This is a genomic window from Candidatus Chloroploca sp. Khr17 (genome assembly GCF_004138165.1).
In the GTDB taxonomy this organism is placed as follows: domain Bacteria; phylum Chloroflexota; class Chloroflexia; order Chloroflexales; family Chloroflexaceae; genus Chloroploca.
Genome location: NZ_RYFF01000021.1, coordinates 63,530 through 86,369, shown reverse-complemented (window position 1 = coordinate 86,369; position 22,840 = coordinate 63,530). Strand labels below are relative to the sequence as shown.

The following is a 22,840-nucleotide window of genomic DNA, read 5'->3' as shown; positions in this document are numbered from 1 at the left end:
ACAGCAATTGCGCAGCATTGTAAGAAGGTAAAATTCCATGATTGATGATCAGTATGTTGATCTGCTTACCAGTAATGCGCTGGCTCATGTGGCAACTATCGGCCCTAAGGGTGAGCCGCAAGTCAATCCGGTCTGGTTTGGGTGGGATGGTACCTATCTTCGTTTTAGCCAGACAACAACCCGCCAGAAATACCGTAATCTCAAGCATGATCCTCGCATTGCCCTCTCAATCGTTGATCCCGGCAATCCATATCGGTACCTTGAGATCCGTGGGCATGTAGCTGCCATTGAGCCAGATCCCGAACGGGCTTTTATTGATAGCATGGCCAAAAAGTATCTTGGTCAGGATCGTTATCCGTGGCATCAACCCGGCGACGAACGCGTTGTCATCGTTGTTCTTCCTGAGCATACGACCCAGATGGGCTGAAGAGGCAGCTGCGTGGCCTCGCGCAGTCATCTAGCGGCCTCGGGGTATCCGCATAATTGTATGCACGCACGTCGGGTGTCGGGTGCTTCCACGCTATGGTTGCAATACCATAAAGCAAAGCAGATGCACAATTATTGCGCATTGATCACCTCTTGACGCAGTGCGCTGTAGGCAGTATCATAAACCCTGTGAAGTAGCTCACAAGCTATGCGAGGTCTTCGATGATTATTCAGTTGCGACCATCACCCCATGTGCCGCATCATGCGCACCGACGCCGTTGCTACTTTGCGCCCGAGACCCTCCATCTCTACCGCCGGGTCTTGGTACGACGGATCGGGATCACCCCTGGTGCGCGTCCTGCCTCAATCCTTGATACACTGGCACGTGCGTTACTTGATGCACGCGTAGCGTAAGATACGATACCCAAAGCAAACAGAGACGCCCTTACCGGGCGTCTCTGTTTGCTTTGTGGTCGCCAAGGCTTCACGAGGAGGCTGGGAGGAAGCGCAGGGCCTGGCGCTTTATATAGGCCAGAAGCGCGGTGATGCCGTTGAGCCGCTGGGGGCTGAGCACCTGATGTAGGCCCATGGCCTCAAAAAAATTGCCCGGTACCGCCAGTACCTCTTGCGGTGTAATTCCCCGAAGCCCTTCGGCGAGCAGTGAAGCATACCCGCGAATCGTTGGCGCTTCAGGTGGCACATCAATATGAAAAATCATGCCCCCATCAACCAGTTCGCCTTGAACAAAGACTGGGCTCATACACTCATGCACCTGTTCCATCCCGCTATGACCCTGGAGATGTTGGGGCAAAGGAAGAAGGCGGTCGGCATACTCCAACATTAATTCCAGTTTCTCGGTACGGTCACTTAGCTGGAATTCTTCAATAATTTCCTGTAACCGTGGAGGAATACGAGGGGTTTCATTCATTGAGCATCTCTTCTTTGGCTGTTAGGGAGGGTTTTAGGCGCTAATCAATCTGCAAAATATAACCTTTGCCACGAACATTCAGCAGATAACGCGGCGCACTTGGATCGGGTTCGATCTTCTGGCGCAGATGATGAATATGCGGCTTGATCAACTCGCCAGCCTCCATATCATTGGCCTCGTAGCCCTGGGCACAACGCACCAATTGGGTATACGAAAGCATCTGTCCGGCGTGCTCAGCGAGGCAGAGCAGCAAACGAAACTCGGTTGGCGTCAGATTGAGCGAGCGCCCGCCAAGCATGGCTGTCTGGTGCCAGGTATCGAGTTGCAACTGACCAATAAGCACCTGGCGATCATTGCTACTGGTCGTCGACATAGCTGGCGTAGGCTGGGTGGCCGGCAACGATGGGGCCGGTGTGGCTGCGGCAAGCGGCGTAGCGGTATCGTCCCCTGGCATTGCCCCGGTCAATTCCTGAGCAGCGGCCCCGATCGCATTGATGAGCGCATTCTGGCGCTGACGTTTCGTACGTTCATTCAACCCGGCCTTGACTCGCTCAATAATTTGTCCGGGATCACTCGTCTTGAGCATATAATCGAAAATACCCTGATGCAAGCCTTCGATCGCTGTTTCCAACGAACCATGGCCGGTGAGAATAATGACCACCGTATCATTTGAACGCTGTCGCAAGGCTTCGACGACCTGGATGCCGTTGATGCCCGGCATCTGCAGATCGACGAGCATCAAATCAAACTGCTGACGCTCGAACATTGCCACCGCTTCTTCACCACTCGCCGCTACGGTAACGATATATCCGGCGCGGCTGAGCAACGTCGAGAGGGTCAGGCGGATGTTTTGCTCGTCATCAACAACAAGAATATGGGCAGATTGCGTCATTCGTTTGCACTCCGTGCCAAAAAGCACTATAGTTTGGGGGATTCATCTTTTCGGCATTATACTGTGCGACGCTTGGCAGTGTCAACGCGTTGGAGCGATAACAATGGGCGACCTCGGAGAAATGCGTGCATATGTTCAATCCCTCGAGAAGCGTCTGCAGATTGCCGAGGCGCGAGCAGAGGCAGTTGAGCGTGAGGCGGAACTGCAACAGAGTCGGGCTGTCGAGTTGAGTGCCCGTTTGAGTGCGATCCTCTCAATTTCGGCAGTTTTGTTGATCAGTCGCGATGTCGACGCCATCGTGCAACTGGTTGTCCGTGAAGCGGTGAATCTCTTTCCCGGAACGAGTGCCGCTCATCTCTTCCTGCGTGATCCCGAAAGCGACCGGCTGGTGCTCTGGGCGTCGGCTGACGAAGAAGGACGCCCATGTGGGCCCGGGCTCGCCGAGATGGCGATTATGTCGCCGCGGGCAATGTTGCTCGTTGGCCCTGAACTTGAACTCGCGCTGGAGAGGATGAGTGCGCATAACCTCGCGGCTTTGCAGGATGGGCTGCCATCCTGGCCGCCGTATAGCGCCTTGCTGGCCCCCCTGCGCGTCGAGAGTACGCAAATGGGCGCGCTGGTGCTCTATGGTGGCGTGCATGCGCATCTCTATCACCCGCGTGATATTCCGTTTGTTCAGGCCCTGGCCGATCTGACCGCCGTCGCAATTGACGAAGTGACCCAACGCGCCCGTGCCGTCGTCTTGCAACGCGACTTGGCCCTGACCCAGTCGCTGCACGCCGAGGCCCAGGCTCGCTTGAATACGGCCCAGGCCCAATTGTTGCAGAGTGCTAAATTGGCGGCGGTGGGTGAGTTATCGGCGTCGGTGGCGCACGAGATCAATAATCCCCTCTATGCCGCCCGCAATAGCCTCTACTTGGTCGAGCAAGATTTGCCCGAGGATGCACCCCAACGCACCTTTCTCTCGATTGCCCAGCAAGAACTCGGGCGCATCGCCCGCATTATCACGCGGATGCGCGACTTCTATCGGCCTACCCGCGCCGAACTTGCGGCGACGAGCATTAATGCGTTGCTCCGCGAAACCCTCGAACTTGTCCAGACCCACCTGCGTCACGGGCATATTCAAGCCGTTGCTAACCTCGAGCCGGATCTGCCGCTTACCATCGCCCACGCCGATCAGATCCGCCAGGTCTTCCTCAATATTATTCTTAATGCATGTGACGCTATGCCACGGGGCGGCGAACTGCGGGTGACTACGCAGATGCTGCAGGCACGCCCTGAGGCACCGTCAACAATAGGGATTTATATCGCAGATACAGGCGTAGGCATCCCCGCCGAGCACCTCCCCCACCTCTTTGAACCATTTTATACTACCAAAGTCCAGGGGACAGGTCTTGGGCTTGCCATCAGCGCCCATATTGTTACTCAGCACGGAGGGCGCATTACGGTCGAGAGCGAAATAGGCACGGGAACCGTGTTTACGCTCTTTTTGCCTGTCAATGCATAGCGCATACGCGTTCCTCGCACGCAACATAATACCGAGACGTGCTCAGCACGTCTCGGTATTATGTTGAAACATCAATAGTTGACCCCTTTAGCTTTTAACCCCGCGCTGACGCATTAGAGTGCGCCCTCCACACCAAAAGTGTAAATCGTTTTGCCATCCTAACACGGCTAGTTGTGGCTTTACAACGCTCTAGATTGCCTGTCAGGTCAAATCAGGTGAGTTGTTATTTTGCTACTACCAGTTGCGGCGTCGCCCCATCACAGAGTGGGCTGAGACTGCTACGATAGGGGCAGGTGAATTGTGTCGCTTCGTGTATTCTACTCCGTACCTAGTAGGGCGGAGGAGCGTATCCCATGCCTGTTCGTCAGATCTACATTGTTGATGATGACCCGGCTGCTGCGCTGATTACCCAGCGCGGGCTCCAAACCATGCTTGGCGAACGTTTTAGCGTTTGGGTTGCACCCTCTCCGAACGCGGCGTGGCTCTCGTGTGCAATGGGCAATGTTGATCTTTTAATTGTCGATCCGAATCCCCACACCAATGGTGCGCTATCCCTAATACGAGTAGCCCAAGCATTCCGGCCTGATATTCCGGTGCTGGTACTTACCGCGTATGATACACCCGGGTTGCGTGCGCGTATGCGCGAGTTGGGGGTAGATCGTTATGTTGCCAAACCGATTGAGTTACGTGAGCTTGTACCGATTGTGAAAGCGATTATGCCTCCTGAACATATGCACCCGGTGTTGAATGGGCCATCGCTCGCCACGTTGAGTTTGAGCAGTCAATCAGGGAAATAGGTCGTCATCTTTCATTCACGTCGATGTTCGTTGATCCAAGCCGCCTGCAACGCAGGCGGCTTTTTTCGCGATCGCGCTAGGTGAAGATGCCCTGGTCCCCTCGCCTGTCTACACTATGGTATGATACGATATACGTATCATGGCAAAGGTAAGACTGCATGCGACAGTTTCGTTTTGATTGGCGCTGGGTGGCGCTGCTTGGTTTCATTGTTGTGCTGGCTAATGCCCAGACCTTGCCCTGGCCTGTTCTTGTGGTGACTTTCTGGGGTGGCGGGGGCTATCTCCTCTGGCAAGCATGGCAGGCCTGGACGTTGATCGGGGGGCGCTTGCCCGGTGCCCGTGAGACCACACGAGTGACCTACTGGCGGGGGCAACGCATCGAAACAGCCGGCCCACCTCGCCGTTTACGTTCCTTTAGCTGGGGCGAGCTTGCCCCTGTTGTGCTCTATGGCTTGATCGGGCTGGCCCTGGTTTTTGCTGGCTTCGCGTCGCTGGTACGCGCCCTTTAACCCGTAGTCTAAAGCAAAAAACTCTGGGGGTAGTGCCCTTGGCACTACCCCCAGAGTGAGAGGAGAAGGAGATACTGTAGAGTATAGCACCTTCTTGGATGAATTGAGTGAAGGCGTTATGTTATGACATTTATGGATGGCTTGCTGCAACGCAAAAGGTTGATCACTGATCGCCATGAGGCTTTGCTCGCAGCGTTACGATCAGTCTTGGAGCAACTGGCCGCTGCCCTTGAGTCGTTTGGGGCCGATCTTGATGCCGCCGATCAGCGCACGCTCCGCGAGACGATCACGCATCTCGAGGGCCTTTTTCTTATTGTGGTCGCGGGCGAATTTAACTCGGGCAAGTCGAGCTTTCTTAATGCATTGCTCGGTGACCAGTTGCTGCCCGAAGGTGTGACCCCAACTACCGATGCGATCACGCTCTTGCAGTATGGCGATGAGGTGACGAGCAGCCTGCTTTCCAGTGGGTTGCGGGTAACGACCTTCCCCGCCGAGGTGCTACGCCAACTGACGATTGTTGATACACCAGGTACGAATGCCGTCATTCGGCATCACGAGCAACTGACCCACGAGTTCATCCCCCGCGCCGACCTGGTACTCTTTACAACTTCCGCCGATCGCCCGTTTACCGAGAGTGAACGCGGTTTTCTGGAGATAATCAAAGAGTGGGGCAAGAAGATCATTATCCTGCTGAACAAAATTGATATTCTCAGCCCGGCTGAGCAAGAACAGGTGCTCGGCTTTGTGCGTGACAACGCGCATGCCTTGCTTGGTGTCACCCCCGAAATCTTTCCCGTCTCGGCACGCCAGGCGATCCGCGCCCGCCAGAGCAATGGCGAAGAGCGTGAACGCCTCTGGGAGACGAGTCGCTTTGGCAAGGTGGAAGAGTATGTCGTTGATACGCTCGACGAAGAGACCCGCGTCAGGCTGAAATTGCTCTCGCCGCTTGGGGTCGCCCAGCGCCTCAATCGCAAATATCAAGGCGCCACCGAGACGCGCCTGGCTACGCTGCGCGAAGATCTGGTGACGATTGAGAATGTTGAACAACAGTTGACCCTCTTCCAAGAGGATCTGCAGAACGACTCACGCTACTATCTGGGCGAGATCGACCAGATCCTGCAGGATCTGGTCACTCGTGGCGATCACTTTTTTGATGAGCATATCAGGATTCAGCGCTTGGCTGATTTGATGAATGGCGATGCGTTTCGGGCCATGTTTGAAGATGAGGTCGTCGGTGACCTCAATACCGCGATCGAGAGCAAGGTGCATACGCTCATCGACTGGATGATCGAGAAGAACCTGCGCCTCCAACAAAGCATCGATGACTATATCAAACGACGTTCGAGTCAGCACACTGATAAGTTGATCGGCGCAGTTGGCGGGAGTTTTGAATACAACCGACGTGCCTTGCTCGATTCCGTGGGACGCACGGCCAGTGCGGTGGTCGCAAGTTATGATAAAGAGCAGGAGTCGGCCATGTTGGTCGACGAAGTCCGTGCATCTATTGCCGCAACGGCGTTGACCGAAGTGGGCGCCGTTGGCCTCGGGGCGGTCATCGTCACGCTTGCCTCCGCAGTCTGGATTGACTTCACCGGTATTCTCGCGGCGACCCTGATGGCGGTTGGCGGCTTTGCCTTGCTGCCTGCCAAGCGACGGCAGGCCAAAAAAGCCCTGCGCGAACGGGTTGATGAGATGCGGGCCACACTGGGCCAGGGGATCGAGCAGCAGGTCAGCCGCGAAGTTGAACGCTCGATGAGTCAGATCCGTGAACGCAATGCCCCCTTTACCCGCTTTGTGCGTGCGCAACGTGGGCAGTTGAGCCATCTACAGCAGACCTTTACCGATCTTGATGTCCACCTCGCTCGTTTGCGCAAAGATATCGAGGGGTAAAAAAATCTTGACACTACCTGAAACTTCGTGCTACAATTCACGAAATCAGCCGAATGTCAATCTGTGGGCGGAGGAGTGGAGTGGAACGTCTTGATGTACCCCCTGATGTTGTCATCCGCCGACTACCGCTCTATGCGCGAAGTCTTCGCTATTTGCTGGATGAAGGGGTGCTCTCTATCTCCTCCCAGGAGCTTGGAGAGCGCATTAATGTAACGGCGGCTCAGATCCGCAAGGATCTTTCCTATTTTGGTGAATTTGGCAAGCAGGGCATTGGCTACGATGTCGAAAAGCTCCTCACCCACATCGAACGCATTCTGGGCTTGAACCATCGCTGGCCCGTCGTCCTGGTGGGGGCTGGCTATCTCGGTCAGGCGATTGCCCGCTATGAAGGCTTCCAGAAACAGGGCCTGCAGATTGTTGGCCTCTTTGACACCGATCCAACGAAGATTGGGCAGCAGGTTGGCGACAATGAAATCCGCGATTATGCCGAGATGCCCGCTATCATCGAAAAGCATCAGGTGCGCCTGGCGATCATTTCAGTTCCCGCAGCCCACGCGCAGAGCGTGGCAGACCTGCTGATCAAAGCTGGCGTGCGCGCCATCCTCAATTATGCCCCGATTATTCTCCAGACCCCCGATGACGTCTGGGTGCGCTATATCGATCCAGTTGCCGTCCTCCACAGCATGACCTATTATCTCGCCCGCGAGCAAAGTTAAGCGTCTGTCAACGGCGTTTTCTGATAATGGGGCCACGAAGCAACGAAGAGCGCATGGGGCAGCCCATATTCGTTTATTCGTTCTCAATATTCGTGGTCGGCGGGGCTACCGGGAAACCTTTGTTACAGACGACTTAACCCAGGCGCATCCGTGAGCGCAGCGAGAGCACCGAGAGCCTGACAAGCCAGCGCGTGGCCTGTTCAGCGCGGGTTAGTGGCACGGTTGGCTCAATCAGGATGACTTGCTCACGCTTGATGATGCCTCCTTGCTGGCGAGAGGTGTGGGTCGTGAAGTGCCAATAAATCGAAGGAGGAAAGGGCTCGACAGAATACCGTGGCCGGAATGTCTGGGACTCGGGGCTGCTATACCAGCGACGCGGCTTCATCAAAAACTCCACACTCATATAATGGGAAACAACCTCAAGAGCACACTTACCCTAAATGTACTATAGAGGCACGGAGATGGCAAGACATGCGCAGAAGGATTGAGCGATCATTGCAGAAAAGTGCAATTGACTGGCTTGGTACGACGACACGGGTGAGACCTCACAGGTCTGCTAGACCTCTGAGGCCTCGCCCGTGTCGTGCATAGCGGATCATTTACTGAAAGACCATAAGTCGGCACTCCTGTTTACAACCCAGATAGGATTGCTATATCTGCTGACCGTGGGCAAAAAGGGCGAGTTGCGTGCGATGTTCGAGGTGGAGCTTATCGAGCAGGCTGCGAATATGGGTATGCACAGTACGGATCGAGATATGCAGTTCATTGGCGATTTGCTGATTGGTTAAGCCCTGCCCAACGCACCGTAACACAGCACGCTCGCGCCCAGTCAACGCATCAAGCGGCCCTTGAGGTGGCGGGGCCGGATGTTGCAGGCGTTGGAGCAAGCGGCGAGCTACCAGCGGATGCAGCGCACTCTCACCGCGTGCCACGGCGCTGATGGCTCCAAGCAGTTCATCAGGGTTCGAGTCTTTGATAATGCATCCGGCAGCACCTGCCTGCAAGGCGGCTAGCAAACTATCCTCATCGGTAAAACTGGTCAGGATGAGAATCCGTGCGCGGGGGGCAGCCTGTAACAACCCGTGAATAGCCGGTACCGCATCCATCCCGGGCATGATCAGGTCAAGGATGACCACATCAGGCACGAGTGAGGCCGCGAGCATGATCGCCTCAGCGCCACTGGCCGCTTCGCCAACCAGTTCAAATTCGCGCGTCGCCGAGAGCAAGAGCCGCAAACCCTGACGCACGATCGGATGATCGTCAGCCACCAGCACCTTCAACACGCTTCACCTCATCATGACTACACGCTCACCGAAAGGCTTTGCGCCGGGGCCAGCTCCGTTACCAAAGGCCAGCGAGGGCACCGTCACGCGCACCACCGTGCCATGACCAGGGGCACTTACCACATGCAACTCACCGCCGATCGCTTCGGCCCGTTCGCGCATGGTGATCAAGCCAAGCCCGGACGAGGGCACAGTGGGCAGAAAGCCACGCCCGTTGTCGCTCACCTCAAGCAAGACACCGTGCGCTTCATCACTGCAGAGTACCACCGAAAGCAGCGAAGCCCCAGCGTGGCGTAACGCATTATTCAAAGCCTCTTGCGCAAGCGCATAGAGTTGCGGCTCAACCATCGAAGGCAGCATCCGTTGGTAGCGCTCCGCATCCAGATGGATCTTGATCCCTGTTCGCTCTTCGACTGCCTCAAGGCGGAGCCGCAGCGCTTCGGCAAGCCCCTGCTCATCGAGTTGGGGCGAACGCAATTGATAGATCAGCAGGCGCATCTCTTTGAGCGATTGGAGCGAAATTTCCTCAATCTGGCGAAACCAGTTGGTAAGATCTTCGTCCGTAGCCTCCTGTACCGTCATTGTCCAGGCACGAGCCAGCAATGTCATGCTGTAGAGCGACTGGGTAATCGAATCATGCAGTTCGCGCGCCAGACGCCGCCGTTCTTCCTGTGCGGTACGTACCATCGTATCTTGATAGAGGCGGGCATTTTCGATGGCACTACTCAGCATCCCCGCAATAATCTGGGCGAGTTCACGTTCGTTCGTGCCAAAAGGCGTGCGTTCTGGAGGAGCATGGATGACAAAGAGCCCGAAACCACGCTTACGCGCAATCAACGGTTGCACAAGATACGTACCCGCTAAAGGGGCTGTACCATCATCAGGGCCAAGCAGTAGCGCACACGCAGGCTCGGTCGTAACTGTGCCATTGAGACTTGCCAGAACCATCTGGGCAGAGGGGAGCGTATCAATCGGGAGAACTTGACCACTGCTGATTGCATCAGGATGACCAATGACCGCCAGGGCGACCAGGTTTTCCGTCTGCTCTTCACAGAGCCAGATAGCAATACGGTTCGCTTCAAAAAGCGGCAGCAACGCTCTTCCAACCGTGCGCAGGGCCATCGGCAGATCGGTCCAACTCATCAGCGACTGGGCAATCTGGTTGAGGGCGGCCAGACCATCGAGGCGCTGACGCAGCATGCGATTGGCTTCGAGACGACTCAAGAAGGCCCCAACCATCTCGGCCATCGCACTCAAGAGCGCTAATTCTTCGGTTTCGAGCGGTCGATACGGTCCTGCGAAACCAAAGCCAACGAAACCCCACGGACACTCTTTGACCGTAATGAGGGTCGCGGCGATGCCTGCGATCTTGCGGCGTTGCCAGAAGGCATGTTTCGGTGAACCGGGAATGAAGATCTTTTCTGCTGGGCCGCCCACAGGTTCGCCGCTGAGCAGGCGCGCAAGAAAGACCGGATTAACCTCAGTGAGAGGGGTTCCGTCATTGATTTGCGTTGGATCGGGCGATTGAAAGAGCGCCCGATAGGCGGGAACGCCGTTGATCGGTTGCAAGATATAGAGGCCGATATGATAGAGATCAGTGGCCTGACGAAACTCCTCGAAGACACTCATCAGCAGCGCCTGATGCTGCGCATCATCGACATTGGCGCGCAACAATTGGCGGGCACAGCGCGCAATGGCAAGTTGCATGCGCAACTGGTAGGCCAGGCGGCCTTCGGCCAGTTTGCGCGGGGTCATATCATAGGCAATGCCACCGACAGCCATCATCGCTCCGGTCGCATCATAGATGGGGAATTTGGTGACATAGTAGGTATGTAGTGTGCCATCTTGCATATGCTCAACTTCGCGTTCAATCGGCTGACCACGGGCGATGGCTTCCTGTTCCTGCGCCCGCCACAGCAGCGCCCGTTCGCCAAAGAGATCGAGATCGCGCTTGCCTTCTAGTTCGCCCTGGCTCAGGTTGAGGGCCTGTTGGGTGAAGGCATTGGTCAAGAGATAATGTCCATCAGTGCTTTTGACATAGACCGCCACCGGTGAATTGTCAATCAATGTCTGAAGGAGTGCCTGACTGCGCCGCAGTTCTTCTGTCCGTGCCTCAACGAGTAACTCGAGTTGGTTATTGAGGCGATCACGCTCGACCAGTGCCGTTGCCGTTTCACGTAAGCTACGGGAGAGTCGGTTGATCAACCAACCAATGGCATTGCCAATCAGCACCGCATAGGTAATCAATGCAGCTGTATTGACCAGCAACGCATCGGTGCTCACCACCCGCACAGCAAGATCAAGGGCAACTGGAACGATGCCGACCGCCATTCCAACGAGGATGCCTGCCACCAGCGTCATCGCAAAGACCGTGAAGGGGACAGCCTGCCGTGGCTCAAGCAGAAGGCTGGCGAGAATGACGGTAAAGAGAAGGTGGAGGCGACCGATGCCAACCAACCCGTATTGGAACGTACTGACGATCGCTAAACCCAACCCGATGCTCAAGAGCGTGTAGAGTTGGAGACGATACCAATACTGGGGTATAAACACCAGGCCAAGCAGTGGAATCAACAGGATCGTTCTGATCCCCAGGGACACAAACTGTTGGGCTTCCCATAGTTCGACAAAATAGACAAGATAGTGGAGGCCAAAGAAGACCAGGGTAACACGAACCAACACCTTGACCAAACGATCACGCCAGCGCTGCAATGCATCAGGCTGATCAGGTGTTATCGTCGAGGCACGCGTGGACTCTCCAGTGACCATTTTGCTCTCGCCAAAGCCGACTACTATCATTCCAAGTATAACATTTGCCCGAAGGCATGTAAACGTGAGTTTGGCGGCGGCCTAGAGCAGCAACAGAAAAGCCCCAAACTGACACAAGGCGGTGCCAACAATCAGCCCGATACTCCAGAAGCCGAGGGCATCCCAGGTGGCTGGTTTGTGCCACGCCCCGCGGATCACCTGGAAGCCGAGCCAGAGGGCGATTGGCGTGGTGATGAGCACCGCAAGCGCAACGGGCCAGGGCAGACCAGCGAGCATAACGATCGGCAAGGTCAGGTAGGCAAGGGCGAGCACCGCCAGATAAGGGCCACGCATGCGATCCGGGCCAAGCCAGACGATCAGCGTATGCTTGCCTACCAGTCGGTCGCCTTCGGCATCGGGTACATTGACCGTCACTAGTTGCCCAAATTGCATCAGGCAGAGCGGAACCGCCACGAGCAAAGGCAACAGTTCGAGGCTGCCACGTTGCACCACAAAACCAAGCAGCAACGTAGAACCAGGTACGGTCACGGCACCAAAGAGTTCACCGAGACGACGTCGATTCAACCAGATGGGCGGGCTGCTGTAACTCCACGCAAAAAAGGCTGCGACCAGAAAAACAACCAAGGTCAATCCTGGTGCGGGCGTTTGTGGGGCAAACCAGAGGATCAAGAACAGACCGAGCATGCCAAAGACAAGCGACGCAATCAGGGCAACCTGTGGGGGAAGGTGCCCCGCCGGCAAGACGCGACTCCCCCCAGACCACTGGGTTGGGTTGGGATTCGCCAGATCGGCATCAAAATCAAAGAAATCATTGCTATAGTGCGCCATCAACTGAGCCCCAAGCATCGCCAACAGACTCCCGAGCGCCGTCACCCAGTTGAGCGCCGCCCCGACATAGACAGCCGTCGCCGCCCCCAGGCTATAAAAGAGCGCCCCGCCAAGCAGATGCAACGGGCGCCCAAGAACGACCAAACTGGCTGCCTGCTTCCAGAGTGTGCGCGGCATCATTATGAATTCACCCTAATTAATTCATAAATACTCAACACAATAAACTCGGCATAAAAAATCGCCCAGATAAGCATATAGAAACGGGTAATGCTTTGATTGTTGCCTAGATCTACGCGCAGGCTGCCCCACCAGAAGATCGCACTCAAAACGGCGTGGCTCAAGAGCAGAAACAAGGGGGCCGCACCAGGCAGCCAAATAAGGGCCAGCAGCATCGGAATGGCATAACAGACCGACAGGATCACACGTCCGCTATTAAGCACCTGGCGTGTCCCGAGGCGTGTTGTAAAGGTCTCGATCTGGTGCAACTGGTCGCCTTCGCGGTCGGGCAGATCTTTGTAGATCGCAATGACAAGCGCAAAGCCAAAAAAGAAGAGCCCGAGCAGACTCAGCGTCACCACCGGAATTTCGCCCCCAAAGACCTGATTGTAGTGCAGCGCCAGCCCAAGGTTGGCAATCAAACCACGGGCGAGCGCAATGCTAAGCGCCGCAGGAATAGGAAACCGCTTGAGGCGCAGCGGCGGCACCGAGTAGATCGTCCCGATCGCCATGATCAGCCCGACCGTCAGAAACAAATAGGGGCCGGCAATCCACGCCAGCACCAACCCAAGCGCCCCAGCGACAAACGTAATGCGCTGCCCCTCTTGAGGGGAAAAATCACCCGCAGCCAGAGGCAAATGCGGCTTGTTGATGCGATCAATGCTCACATCGGTCAACTGATTCAGCCCAACGACATAGAGATTCAGGGCAAGACATGTGATCAACGCCAGACCAATCGAACCCAGCGCCGCCGGCAGCGCCTGCAAACTCCCAACAACAATCAGGAAAAGCGTGAAGACCTGTACACTCGTGGCAATAATCGTATGCGGTCGTGAAAAACGCAATAAAGTACGCAACATAATCATTTCCACAGAGGAGCCAGGCCCCTCCGCACCTCCTTATCAAGGGTTACCAGGCTTACCTGCATCAAGCGCAGCGGCTTGCTGCTTGGTCTGTTCTTCTTCGATCAGCAATCGTCGGAGCACCTTGCCCACAATTGTCCTCGGCAAATCATCGCGGAACTCGATCTCACGCGGTATCTTGTAAGGAGCAAGGTGCAATGCACAAAACGCACGAAGCTCCTCAGCCGTAGGATGGGTATCGGGCTTGGCTACAATGAATGCCTTGACCGTATCATCGCCGCGCGCAGGATGCGGAATCCCAGCAACCACCGCCTCCATCACACTCGGGTGCATATAGAGCACCTCTTCGACATCACGGGGCAGCACCTTAAACCCCGAGGCAATGATCATATCTTTCTTGCGATCAACCACATAGAAATAGCCTTCGGGGTCAGCTTTGCAAATATCACCGGTATGGAGCCACCCCTCGGCATCGATCGCCTCAGCGGTCTCTTCTGGGCGTTGCCAATAGCCCCGCATCACTTGCGGGCCATGCACACACAACTCACCCTGGGACTGGTCATCAAAAGGCAAATTGGCACCTGTTTCAAGATCAACCAGCCGCGCATCAGTATCGGGAAAAGGCACCCCAATGCTGCCCACCTTGCGTCGGCCATGGACAGGATTGCCGTGGGTCAGCGGGGAAGCCTCGGAAAGACCATAGCCCTCCACCAGGCGTCCGCCGGTCAGCGCCTCGAAATGCTCTTGCACCTGCACAGGCAGCGGTGCCGAGCCACTGACGCAGACCCGCACCGAGCGCAGATCATACGACGCAACATCTTTATGGTTAATGATGCCAATATACATGGCCGGCACCCCCGGAAAGATCGTGCAACGCTCGGTCGCAATAATGCGCATCACATTCTCAATTGGCCGTGGATTCGGCACCGTCACTATTTCAGCACCTAGGCGCACCCCATACAACATCGCCGTCGTCATGCCATAAACGTGAAAGAACGGAATCGCCGCAAGCAACTTCTCGCGCCCAGGCTGCCCATCAACCACCCACGCATCAACCTGAGTCACATTGGCAATAAGATTCTTATGCGACAGCATCGCCGCCTTGGGCAGACCCGTGGTGCCGCCGGTGTACTGAAATAGGGCGACATCATCAGGATCAATGGTCACCCTGGGCGGCGTCGGTGGATAGCGGAGCAAGTCGCTGAAAAAGAAGATATCCTGCTCAGGACGCACGTCTACCCATTCTGCCGAGTGCTGCTGGCTCCGCTTGACCAGCAAGCTCGAAGGGAAAGCGAGCGTATCAAAGACATGCGCAACAATAACGCGCTTGACTGACGTTTCAGGACGAATTTCACGCAGGCGCGGCCAGAAGAGGTTGAGCAGGACAATCGTTTCGGCACCTGCATCAGCGAGTTGATGTTGCAACTCACGGCTGGTATAGACTGGATTGATATTGACCACCACCGCCCCGATCCGCATCGCGGCAAAAAAGGTGATTAGGTAGTGCGGTGAATTGGGCAACATAAGCCCAACCCGCTCGCCCTTGCGCACACCCAGTTGATACAAGGCTGTCGCCATACGATCCACAAGCGTATCGAGTTGCTTGTAGCTAAGCTTGCCGCCAACCGTAAAGCGCCCTCCAAGCATATATTTGAGGATGAAATTGGTCGCAGTATGGTCAGGATAACGGCGAGCCGTCTCACGCAGCAGATCGCTCAGGGTTTGCTGAGAATAGGTAAGGGTCGGCGCAACACCCTGCTCATACGCCGCCAGCCATGGTTTTTCCATCGTCGTGTACATCTCCCTTAAAGGCTGTCTGAAAAGGGTGTCAGTATCGTTCGCCACCACGTGATGCACCCTTGGAGTGCCGGCTTATGGTCTTCCAGAAATTAATCCGGTATAGCCCGCGAAGGCGGGCTTCGCTTCCCCGAGCCGAGGGCTTCAGCCCCACGGCATCAGGCGCATAGCGGATCATGTACTGAAAGTCCATTAGCCGGCTAAAGCCGGCACTCCGAAACAAACCGTCGACTTTTCAGACAGACTCTTAGATGAGCGGCTCCAGATGCCATATGCCGCATCTATTTCAGTATACCACTGCAACAAAAGCGCGGTATACTTCTCTCCATGACGCAAGAACTTCCCCACAAAAATTGTTACCGTGTTGCGCCCCAGTTGATTGCGGGTGAGTATCCAGGCGCGGCGGTGCCGGATCTGGCGCAATGGCGCATTGCCATGCACCTCGACGCCGGCATCACGTCGTTCCTTGATCTCACCGAGGTCGGCGCGCTTGTGCCATACGAGGCGCTGCTCGCCACCGAGGCGCAGCTTCGCCAGCCGACCGTGCGCTACCAGCGTATGTCGATTGAGGACGGCAGCATTCCGCAGTCGCGGGACGAGATGGAAGCGATCCTGAACTACCTTGATGGCGAAATCGCCGCCGGGCAGACGGTCTACCTTCACTGCTGGGGCGGCATCGGGCGGACGGGCACCGTGGTTGGTTGCTGGCTGGTACGCCGCGGGATGCGCGGCGAAGATGCGTTGGCAACGCTTGCCCGTCACTGGCAAGGTGTCGCCAAACGCATCTACCACCCCCACAGCCCCGAGACCCAACAGCAACGGGACTATATTTTGCGGTGGTAAGGCTCACGCTTCAATGCGTGGCATCAAGGGCAAATCGGCATCAACCCATGCTTGCCAGCCGCCAACGAGCGCACGAGCACGGGGCCAGCCTGCTTTCTGCAATTCTCGCGCCACCCGGGCGCTTGTCTCTTCACTCCCTCAGGTGCAGTAGGCCACGACCCATGCTTCACTGGGCACCCCGTGCGCTTTGAGGGTCGCGACGGCGCGGTCAGGCGGCACCCGCAGCGCGCCATCGGCCATCGTTTCCGTCGCCCGATAGCTGCGCTCGGTGCGCACATCAATCAACACCACCGGCTCACCACGCGACCGGTGCAGGCGCAATTGCTCAAGGTTCATCCGTTCCGGCAAACCTGGCGCGGGCATCAGCGGGATCGTTTCGACTTGGCCCGAGGCAGGCATCAACGGGATGAACTCACCCTCGGTTGGGTGCTGCTGGGGAGCAAGCACCGGCGCTGGCGCACCTGACGGGGTGCGGCGCCGACGCCGAAGCAGCGGCCAGCCGCCCTGCAGAGCCACTGACACAAGGACCACCAGGCTCGCCAGGGCGACCACCCGCTCGCCATCGGGGAGGTCGCCAAAGACAGCGATCAGCGCCAACAGTAGCACCCCGAGGCCACGCGGTCCGTACCATCCCAGGGTCAGACGCTCGCGGAGCGTCAACCCAACCGCGCCGAGGGCCACAGCAAAGATCGGCAGACGCACCAGCAGTACAATTGCCACAAAGAGCAACGCCGCCGGCCCGATCACGCCGAGGCCACTCCAGATTGGAGCCGTCCCGAGCAACACATACGTAAAGAGCAGCGCCATCTCGGCGGTAACCTGCCCATACTCAAGAAAGCAATCGCAGAGTTCAACGTCAAGCGACGAGACCACCAGGCCAGCGGCGAACGCAGCGAGAAAGCCGCTGCCACCGAGGGCTTCAGCGGCAGCAAAGGCCGTCAGCGCCACGCCGATCACATAGAGCGACTCGTACTCGCGGCGCACCCCAAAGCGGTCACGCACCAAAACAAGCAAACGCACCGACGCCACGCCAACAAAGATCCCGGCCAGCGGCCCAAGCAAAAAAAGGCTGACCAGCAGGCTGGCGAGCGTCCCGGCTGATGGCGTGCCTCCGGCGATCCCAAACGCCAGCGCAATCACCACAATCGGCAAAAGCAGCACATCATTCATCCCGCTCTCGAGGCGCAAGGCAAGGTGCATTCTGGGCGGCATGCCGCTGCCCTGAAGCATGCCGCGCAAGATCACCGGATCGGTCGAAGCCACCGCCGCACCGAGAATGATGGCGGCAACAAGCGGAAGATCGAGCAACCACCAGGCTGCGCCAGCAAGGCCAAACGCCGCAAGCAGCGTCCCAGGGCCAAGAATCAACGCCGCAAGCGTCTTATTGCGCCGCACCTCACCAAGATCCAGCGTCATCGCATCGGTAAAGAGCACCAGCACCAGGCTGAGCGTCGAGACAACGCGCAAAAAGGGATCATCAAGGGTCATATTGACCAGGCCCAGGCCAAACGGCCCAAGCACGAGGCCCAAGAGCAGAAACACCGCCAACCCCGGCAAGCCGGTACGCTCAGCAGGCCCGGCCATCAGTGCGCCGCCAATGATCACCGCGCCAATCAACCCAAACATGGCGATCAGTGTTTGCGTGTCAAAGATCATGTGTTTTTTGTGGTTCCTCGGTTGCTGCTCGTGAAAGCTGCCAGCAAAGCTGGCAGCTTTCACGAGCAGCAACCTATTTCCTAGGGCAACAGGCCCTCTTTCTCCACATCACAAAGCATGACGCGCTGCCAACTCCTGGGGAAGAAGGCAGTGGTAGATGAAGCTGTTGGTTGGGGTAGGTATTGCTGCGGCTGCGCCGAGGCGCACAATCGCACCGTTCTGGGCTTCGAGTTCCGAGGGGCGGCCTTCCATGATGTCGCGCTGCATCGAGGAGGTACCAGCAGGGGGCATTTCGTCAATAAAGCTCATAATGGAGGCAACACGCTCCATGCTCAGGGCGACCCCACGCGCTTGGCCGACGGTCACCACTTCGGTCAAGACGGCTTCGGCAAGAGCGCGGGTGCCAGGTTGGGTCCGCCATACGCCAATTGGTGCGCGCGTAATTGCCCCCAGGCCACTCCATGTACAGATTAACATGAATTTTTCCCAGGTTGCCACCTGAATATCAGGCGGAACCGAGGCGCGTATCCCGGCGGCTTTGAAGGCTGCCGCGAGCGCTTCGGCGCGGGGGGTACGGCGGTTATCACGTTCACCAAAAGCGAGCGACGGCTCAATGCCGCTATGCTTGATCAGTCCAGGCCCACCGATTGACGCCAGGATGCGGCAGATACCATCCATCGCGTAGTCAGGGCCGAGCACCTCGGCAAGAATGTCGCTCGCCTCAACACCGTTCAGCAGTGGCACCACCGCCGTTGCGGGGCCAAGCAAGGGCCGCATCGAGGCCGCTGCCTCGGCGAGTTGCCAACTCTTGACAGCTACCAGCACATAATCAACGGGTCCCACCTGCGCCGGGTCATCAGTTGCCAGCACTGGCTGGATCGTGAAATCACCCAGAAAACTCTCGACCCGCAACCCATGCTCACGGATAGCCGCAAGATGGGCACCACGGGCAATAAAATGCACCTCGTGACCAGCCTGCGCCAGGCGTCCACCAAAATACCCACCGACTCCACCAACGCCGACGATGGCAATACGCATACCACTTCCTTTTTTTGCTGGCTTCGTGTGCATGAAGTGGAGGGAAGCCTGCGCCTCCAAGCCCAACACACACACCGTCACTGGCAAGAAGTCAGCAATGCTGACTTCTTGCCAGTGACGAGAATATTCCGTCAGCTTACGAGCGCTTGCTCGCAATGGCCGCCATCACCATCCCACCTGCAAGGCCAGGGTAACGACGTAACTGGGCGCGAAGAACCTGGCTTGCTGAGGCTCCGGCGATGAGCCCCCACCATGCATTGCCGGTCAGACAACGGCCTTGCGCAATCGTACCGTGTGAACGCATAAAGTCTAACACGTTTTTGTCCTCTGTTGTCAGCATTGGCACGATCGCGTTCTTTTCGAGGGTTTCTCGTGTCTGGGTGGTGATGCTTTGCAGGCTCCGTGCGAAGGTGTTGAGATCATCGGCGGCAGCGGCAGCAAAGAGTTGTTCGCCAGCTTCTTCCGGATCTTCGATCGAGGCGGCCACACGGGCGATCTGGGCAAGCAGAGTGCGTTCGTCTGGCACCGATGCGCCCGGGGCGAGACGAGGCAAAACGAGGACAAAGACCCAGGCCTGGCGTTCGGGATGCGTGATAGGCTGTTGACGCACAAGGGCAGGCAGGCCAGCCATGCGGCTGGCAACCTCCACGCCCAGCAAACCACCATGCCTTGCCCCATAGATGGCAAGCGCATCAGTCGCATCCAGCCCCACAGCCGTCGCGAGCTCGACGCGATCGTCATCAGGCAGAGCATAAAATCGGGCAACCGCTTGCGCCACCGTCAACGCCAGCGCGGCATCAGCGCCAAGTCCCTGCCCAACTGGAACAGCCAGTTCAACCTGGAGTTCAACCCGGGCAGGGAGCGCATAGAAACGCAGGAACGCCTCGGCGTACCGCAACGCCGCATCAGCACGCGCCCCGGTGACGCGCAAACCATTGCAAGGTTGGGCAACGAGATGAACCGGAGGATGCTGCAACGAAAGCCCAACCAGGCATGGCACTGGCTGGGCTTGATGCACCACCTTTGCCACACCAAAGGGCAAAAGAGCAAACCCAACGCCACTCGTTTTCATGGCTTCACATACGCATAACTTGCGGTCTCACGAATATCCCGTAATACCTGGCCGTCAAGTTGAGCAATGGCGTCAACCAGTTCTTCGCGGGTACACCCGACCACCTTGAGCACCACATCCCAGTCATCAGGCTTTTTGGGCGTGCGCACATTGCCCAGGGCCATGATCGTCCAGCCACGATCAGTCACAGCGCGAATGAGGCGGAGCAAATCACCGCGTTTGCCCTTGATCCGCACGGTGACGCGCCAACCCGGTTCGAAGGCACCGAGGAGATTGTTCAACTCGACCAGCAGATGGTTGTCAGTAATCAAGCCAAGCACAATCTGGCCGTCGAGTACTGCCAGGCCGCCGATTTTCGTCTTGGTCATCAGATGCGATGCTTGCTCAAGTGTGGCATTCGGGCCAATCGTTGGCAAATCCCGAGCCTTTAGCATCACCTTTTCAACCGTCAAATTAGCCAGATAATTTGAAATCTCCCACACATCTAAACTCGCCATACGCTCGGGTGGTATCGCAAGACGCGGAGGCGTGATCATCCCAAGAAAGCGCTTGCCATCGCCCACCACGGGCAAATAATAGATCTCATTTTCGACCAGTAACGCACGTGCTTCAGCAAGACGTTTGTGCGGTTCGATCATGATCGGATGCTGGAGCATATAATCCTTAACCAGCATGAGGCTCCTCCTGCGCCGGGGCGCTATTCCTGGGCCATCTTGACCGCAGGCTCAAAGGCACGCAGTTGATCGAGCGGAATATGACAAAAAATCCGATGACCATCACCGACATCTTGCCATGGCGGGACAGTCGTTGTGCATAGTGTACCATCATCGGGTAAGAGGTGGCGGCGAGGGCAACGGGTATGAAAACGGCATCCCGACGGCGGATCAAGCGGGCTAGGCACATTGCCCGAAAGCCGCACATGGGCCTGCTCAACCGTGGGATCTGGGATCGGCACCGCCGCCAGCAATGACTCTGTATAGGGGTGGTACGGCGGCGCATAGATCGCCTCGGCAGGGCCAATCTCGACGATCTGCCCAAGGTACATCACCGCAATCATATCGGAAAAGAAGCGCACCACACTCAGATCATGGGCAATCATCAACAGCGTTGTGCCCTGCTGTTGCTGGATCTCGGCGAGCAGATTAAGCACCGCAGCCTGCACCGAGACATCAAGCGCCGACACTGGTTCATCGCAGAGCACGAGATCGGGCCGTCCGGCAAACGCACGAGCAATGCCAACCCGCTGCTTTTCGCCCCCACTCAACTGATTGGGCAAACGATCATAGTAGTGCTCATCAAGCTTGACTGCGCGCAACAGGCGCACCACCTCGGCCCGGATCTCGCTCGGGGGAACAATCTTGAAGCGCCGCAACGGACGTTCAAGCTGGCGTCCAATGGGATAACTAGGGTTCATCGTTGCATTCGGATTTTGAAAAACCATCTGCAACTCACGGATCGTCGCCATGTCGCGTTTATTGACCTTGACCCCCAGATCAACACTCATAAATTCAATCTTGCCGCCCGACAACTCTTCGAGGCCAATGATCGTCTTGATCAGCGTGCTCTTGCCACAGCCTGATTCGCCAACAACGCCGAGGGTAATGCCCTTGGGCAAGCTAAACGAGACATCATCAACCGCCTTGAGATAACGCGGTTTGGCGAGACCAAACAGGCTCAGTGGTGACGAACTCGCCTGGCGATAGTAGGTCTTGAGTGAGTCAACGTCAAGAATAGGCTCGGCATCACGCGAAGTCTGCACAAGGGGCGTCATCGGCTCAGTGGGCGTCCACTGTGAGGCATCGATCTCTTCGGCGAAGAGGCAGCGCACATTATGGTTGGGCTGAAACTGGCGCAGCGGCACACGCTTGGCCCGACACGACTCGTGGGCATACGCGCAGCGCGGCTCGAAGGTACACCCGGCGGGTTGGTTATCGGGTGAAGGCACCCGGCCAGGGATCGGGTAGAGCACGCTGCTTGCCTTGCTGCGGCCAAGCCTGGGCACACAGCGAATGAGGCCCTGCGTATAGGGATGGCGCGGGTTGGCAAAGAGTTCCTGGACTGAAGCAATTTCAACTACTTCGCCGGCATACATCACGGCAACCCGATCACAGACACGTGCAATCACGCCGAGGTTGTGGCTAATGAACATGATCGCCGTATCAAACTCGCGCCGCAGATCATCAACAAGATCGAGCACCGTTGCCTCGACGGTGACATCCAATGCCGTTGTTGGTTCGTCCATCACCAGTAGCGCTGGATTATTCAACATCGCCATTGCGATCACCACCCGTTGCTGCTGCCCGCCCGAGATCTGGTGGGGATACTTCTGCAGCACCAGTTCCGGGTCGGGCATATTGACTTTGCGCAGCATCGTGACGCAGCGTTCGCGGGCCTCGTCTTTCGCCATCCCTCGGTGCGTTATCAACACCTCGGCCATTTGCGTGCCAATGCGCAGCACCGGATTGAGCGACGTCATCGGATCCTGGTAAACCATCGCAATCTGGTCGCCCCGCAAACGGCGCAACTCTTCGGGGCTTCGCCCAACCAGCGACTGCCCCTGGAACGCGATCGAGCCATGGGCGATCTTGCCATTGCGCCCAAGATAATTGACCATGCCAAAGGCCACGGTACTCTTGCCGCACCCCGACTCGCCCACAATGCCAAGCGCTTCGCCCCGAAAGATCTCGAACGAGACATCACGCACCGCAAGCACATCGCCGGCACTTGTCTCGTAAGCGATGCCAAGGTTATTGACTTTGACGACCGGGAGATTGGCGATGTCTTCTGACCTTCGCATCTCTGCTCCTCTCTTT

The 22,840-nt window shown here is 57.0% G+C and carries 21 protein-coding genes; 8 read left to right on the top strand and 13 right to left on the bottom strand.

Annotated elements, in window-relative coordinates; genetic code table 11:
• Positions 1 to 37 precede the first annotated feature (37 nt).
• Together EKD05_RS13775 and EKD05_RS13770 are read left to right on the top strand one after the other, a co-directional pair.
• Complete coding sequence (locus EKD05_RS13775; RefSeq protein ID WP_129673657.1) at positions 38 to 427, top strand: PPOX class F420-dependent oxidoreductase; 390 nt, start codon at positions 38 to 40, stop codon at positions 425 to 427.
• Positions 428 to 648: 221 nt separating this feature from the next.
• Positions 649 to 840 (top strand): hypothetical protein, encoded by a 192-nt coding sequence (locus EKD05_RS13770; RefSeq protein WP_129673655.1) that lies wholly within the window; start codon positions 649 to 651, stop codon positions 838 to 840.
• Positions 841 to 910: 70 nt separating this feature from the next.
• Here EKD05_RS13770 and EKD05_RS13765 read toward each other — a convergent pair whose 3' ends face one another.
• Positions 911 to 1,354 carry a SufE family protein gene (locus EKD05_RS13765; protein WP_129673653.1) on the bottom strand — a complete coding sequence of 148 codons (444 nt, stop codon included), beginning with the start codon at positions 1,352 to 1,354 and terminating at the stop codon, positions 911 to 913.
• A 40-nt stretch (positions 1,355 to 1,394) separates the two neighbouring features.
• Positions 1,395 to 2,246 carry a response regulator transcription factor gene (locus EKD05_RS13760; RefSeq protein WP_129673651.1) on the bottom strand — a complete coding sequence of 284 codons (852 nt, stop codon included), beginning with the start codon at positions 2,244 to 2,246 and terminating at the stop codon, positions 1,395 to 1,397.
• 103 nt (positions 2,247 to 2,349) lie between these two features.
• On the opposite strand from EKD05_RS13760, the gene EKD05_RS13755 reads away from it, so the two are divergent.
• The 5 genes from EKD05_RS13755 to EKD05_RS13735 all read left to right on the top strand — a co-directional run bounded on the left by EKD05_RS13755 (position 2,350) and on the right by EKD05_RS13735 (position 7,665).
• A complete protein-coding gene (locus tag EKD05_RS13755; RefSeq protein WP_129673648.1) occupies positions 2,350 to 3,753 on the top strand; it encodes a sensor histidine kinase in 1,404 nt (467 codons plus the stop codon).
• Positions 3,754 to 4,106: 353 nt separating this feature from the next.
• Positions 4,107 to 4,550 (top strand): response regulator transcription factor, encoded by a 444-nt coding sequence (locus EKD05_RS13750; protein WP_129673646.1) that lies wholly within the window; start codon positions 4,107 to 4,109, stop codon positions 4,548 to 4,550.
• 158 nt (positions 4,551 to 4,708) lie between these two features.
• The gene (locus EKD05_RS13745) at positions 4,709 to 5,059 is read left to right on the top strand and encodes a hypothetical protein (RefSeq protein WP_129673644.1); all 351 of its coding nucleotides are present in this window, start codon (positions 4,709 to 4,711) and stop codon (positions 5,057 to 5,059) included.
• Positions 5,060 to 5,182: 123 nt separating this feature from the next.
• Positions 5,183 to 6,949 carry a dynamin family protein gene (locus EKD05_RS13740; protein ID WP_129673642.1) on the top strand — a complete coding sequence of 589 codons (1,767 nt, stop codon included), beginning with the start codon at positions 5,183 to 5,185 and terminating at the stop codon, positions 6,947 to 6,949.
• 80 nt (positions 6,950 to 7,029) lie between these two features.
• On the top strand, positions 7,030 to 7,665 hold the full coding sequence (locus EKD05_RS13735) for a redox-sensing transcriptional repressor Rex (RefSeq protein WP_129673640.1): 636 nt from the start codon (positions 7,030 to 7,032) through the stop codon (positions 7,663 to 7,665).
• Between the two features lie 133 nt (positions 7,666 to 7,798).
• Here the strand turns inward: EKD05_RS13735 and EKD05_RS13730 are convergent, their stop codons facing one another.
• From EKD05_RS13730 to EKD05_RS13705, 6 genes are all read right to left on the bottom strand, one after another.
• On the bottom strand, positions 7,799 to 8,050 hold the full coding sequence (locus EKD05_RS13730) for a hypothetical protein (RefSeq protein WP_129673638.1): 252 nt from the start codon (positions 8,048 to 8,050) through the stop codon (positions 7,799 to 7,801).
• Between the two features lie 265 nt (positions 8,051 to 8,315).
• Positions 8,316 to 8,948: a response regulator transcription factor gene (locus EKD05_RS13725; protein WP_129673636.1), complete on the bottom strand. Its 633-nt coding sequence runs from the start codon at positions 8,946 to 8,948 to the stop codon at positions 8,316 to 8,318.
• A 3-nt stretch (positions 8,949 to 8,951) separates the two neighbouring features.
• Positions 8,952 to 11,744 (bottom strand): PAS domain-containing protein, encoded by a 2,793-nt coding sequence (locus tag EKD05_RS13720; protein ID WP_129673634.1) that lies wholly within the window; start codon positions 11,742 to 11,744, stop codon positions 8,952 to 8,954.
• Between the two features lie 51 nt (positions 11,745 to 11,795).
• Positions 11,796 to 12,722 carry a prenyltransferase gene (locus tag EKD05_RS13715; protein WP_240695773.1) on the bottom strand — a complete coding sequence of 309 codons (927 nt, stop codon included), beginning with the start codon at positions 12,720 to 12,722 and terminating at the stop codon, positions 11,796 to 11,798.
• Positions 12,722 to 13,618 (bottom strand): homogentisate phytyltransferase, encoded by an 897-nt coding sequence (locus tag EKD05_RS13710; protein ID WP_240695772.1) that lies wholly within the window; start codon positions 13,616 to 13,618, stop codon positions 12,722 to 12,724. Before EKD05_RS13710 ends, EKD05_RS13715 begins: the two co-directional genes overlap by 1 nt.
• Positions 13,619 to 13,660: 42 nt before the next feature.
• Entirely contained in the window at positions 13,661 to 15,409 is a 1,749-nt protein-coding gene (locus EKD05_RS13705) for a long-chain fatty acid--CoA ligase (protein WP_129673632.1), read from the bottom strand.
• 336 nt (positions 15,410 to 15,745) lie between these two features.
• Between EKD05_RS13705 and EKD05_RS13700 the strand changes: the two genes are divergently transcribed.
• Positions 15,746 to 16,261, top strand: coding sequence for a dual specificity protein phosphatase family protein (locus tag EKD05_RS13700; protein WP_129673630.1), 516 nt, complete (start codon positions 15,746 to 15,748; stop codon positions 16,259 to 16,261).
• Between the two features lie 138 nt (positions 16,262 to 16,399).
• On the opposite strand, the gene EKD05_RS13695 is transcribed toward EKD05_RS13700, so the two are convergent.
• The 5 genes from EKD05_RS13695 to EKD05_RS13675 all read right to left on the bottom strand — a co-directional run bounded on the left by EKD05_RS13695 (position 16,400) and on the right by EKD05_RS13675 (position 22,824).
• On the bottom strand, positions 16,400 to 17,917 hold the full coding sequence (locus EKD05_RS13695; protein WP_129673628.1) for a cation:proton antiporter: 1,518 nt from the start codon (positions 17,915 to 17,917) through the stop codon (positions 16,400 to 16,402).
• A 108-nt stretch (positions 17,918 to 18,025) separates the two neighbouring features.
• Positions 18,026 to 18,955, bottom strand: a complete 930-nt coding sequence (locus EKD05_RS13690) for a 2-dehydropantoate 2-reductase (protein ID WP_129673626.1) — start codon at positions 18,953 to 18,955, stop codon at positions 18,026 to 18,028.
• 136 nt (positions 18,956 to 19,091) lie between these two features.
• Positions 19,092 to 20,027: a hypothetical protein gene (locus tag EKD05_RS13685; RefSeq protein ID WP_129673624.1), complete on the bottom strand. Its 936-nt coding sequence runs from the start codon at positions 20,025 to 20,027 to the stop codon at positions 19,092 to 19,094.
• The gene (locus EKD05_RS13680; protein WP_129673622.1) at positions 20,024 to 20,701 is read right to left on the bottom strand and encodes a CBS domain-containing protein; all 678 of its coding nucleotides are present in this window, start codon (positions 20,699 to 20,701) and stop codon (positions 20,024 to 20,026) included. Before EKD05_RS13680 ends, EKD05_RS13685 begins: the two co-directional genes overlap by 4 nt.
• A 23-nt stretch (positions 20,702 to 20,724) precedes the next feature.
• Positions 20,725 to 22,824, bottom strand: a complete 2,100-nt coding sequence (locus EKD05_RS13675; protein WP_129673620.1) for an ABC transporter ATP-binding protein — start codon at positions 22,822 to 22,824, stop codon at positions 20,725 to 20,727.
• Positions 22,825 to 22,840 lie beyond the last annotated feature (16 nt).

Coding starts and splice junctions, on each gene's coding strand:
- EKD05_RS13685 (WP_129673624.1), bottom strand. CDS start 20,027: ATGAAAACGAGTGGCGTTGGGTTTGCTCTTTTGCCCTTTGGTGTGGCA.
- EKD05_RS13720 (WP_129673634.1), bottom strand. CDS start 11,744: ATGATAGTAGTCGGCTTTGGCGAGAGCAAAATGGTCACTGGAGAGTCC.
- EKD05_RS13705 (WP_129673632.1), bottom strand. CDS start 15,409: ATGGAAAAACCATGGCTGGCGGCGTATGAGCAGGGTGTTGCGCCGACC.
- EKD05_RS13715 (WP_240695773.1), bottom strand. CDS start 12,722: ATGATGCCGCGCACACTCTGGAAGCAGGCAGCCAGTTTGGTCGTTCTT.
- EKD05_RS13695 (WP_129673628.1), bottom strand. CDS start 17,917: ATGATCTTTGACACGCAAACACTGATCGCCATGTTTGGGTTGATTGGC.
- EKD05_RS13690 (WP_129673626.1), bottom strand. CDS start 18,955: ATGCGTATTGCCATCGTCGGCGTTGGTGGAGTCGGTGGGTATTTTGGT.
- EKD05_RS13745 (WP_129673644.1), top strand. CDS start 4,709: ATGCGACAGTTTCGTTTTGATTGGCGCTGGGTGGCGCTGCTTGGTTTC.
- EKD05_RS13710 (WP_240695772.1), bottom strand. CDS start 13,618: ATGTTGCGTACTTTATTGCGTTTTTCACGACCGCATACGATTATTGCC.
- EKD05_RS13740 (WP_129673642.1), top strand. CDS start 5,183: ATGACATTTATGGATGGCTTGCTGCAACGCAAAAGGTTGATCACTGAT.
- EKD05_RS13755 (WP_129673648.1), top strand. CDS start 2,350: ATGGGCGACCTCGGAGAAATGCGTGCATATGTTCAATCCCTCGAGAAG.
- EKD05_RS13675 (WP_129673620.1), bottom strand. CDS start 22,824: ATGCGAAGGTCAGAAGACATCGCCAATCTCCCGGTCGTCAAAGTCAAT.
- EKD05_RS13680 (WP_129673622.1), bottom strand. CDS start 20,701: ATGCTGGTTAAGGATTATATGCTCCAGCATCCGATCATGATCGAACCG.
- EKD05_RS13760 (WP_129673651.1), bottom strand. CDS start 2,246: ATGACGCAATCTGCCCATATTCTTGTTGTTGATGACGAGCAAAACATC.
- EKD05_RS13765 (WP_129673653.1), bottom strand. CDS start 1,354: ATGAATGAAACCCCTCGTATTCCTCCACGGTTACAGGAAATTATTGAA.
- EKD05_RS13730 (WP_129673638.1), bottom strand. CDS start 8,050: ATGAAGCCGCGTCGCTGGTATAGCAGCCCCGAGTCCCAGACATTCCGG.
- EKD05_RS13700 (WP_129673630.1), top strand. CDS start 15,746: ATGACGCAAGAACTTCCCCACAAAAATTGTTACCGTGTTGCGCCCCAG.
- EKD05_RS13775 (WP_129673657.1), top strand. CDS start 38: ATGATTGATGATCAGTATGTTGATCTGCTTACCAGTAATGCGCTGGCT.
- EKD05_RS13750 (WP_129673646.1), top strand. CDS start 4,107: ATGCCTGTTCGTCAGATCTACATTGTTGATGATGACCCGGCTGCTGCG.
- EKD05_RS13770 (WP_129673655.1), top strand. CDS start 649: ATGATTATTCAGTTGCGACCATCACCCCATGTGCCGCATCATGCGCAC.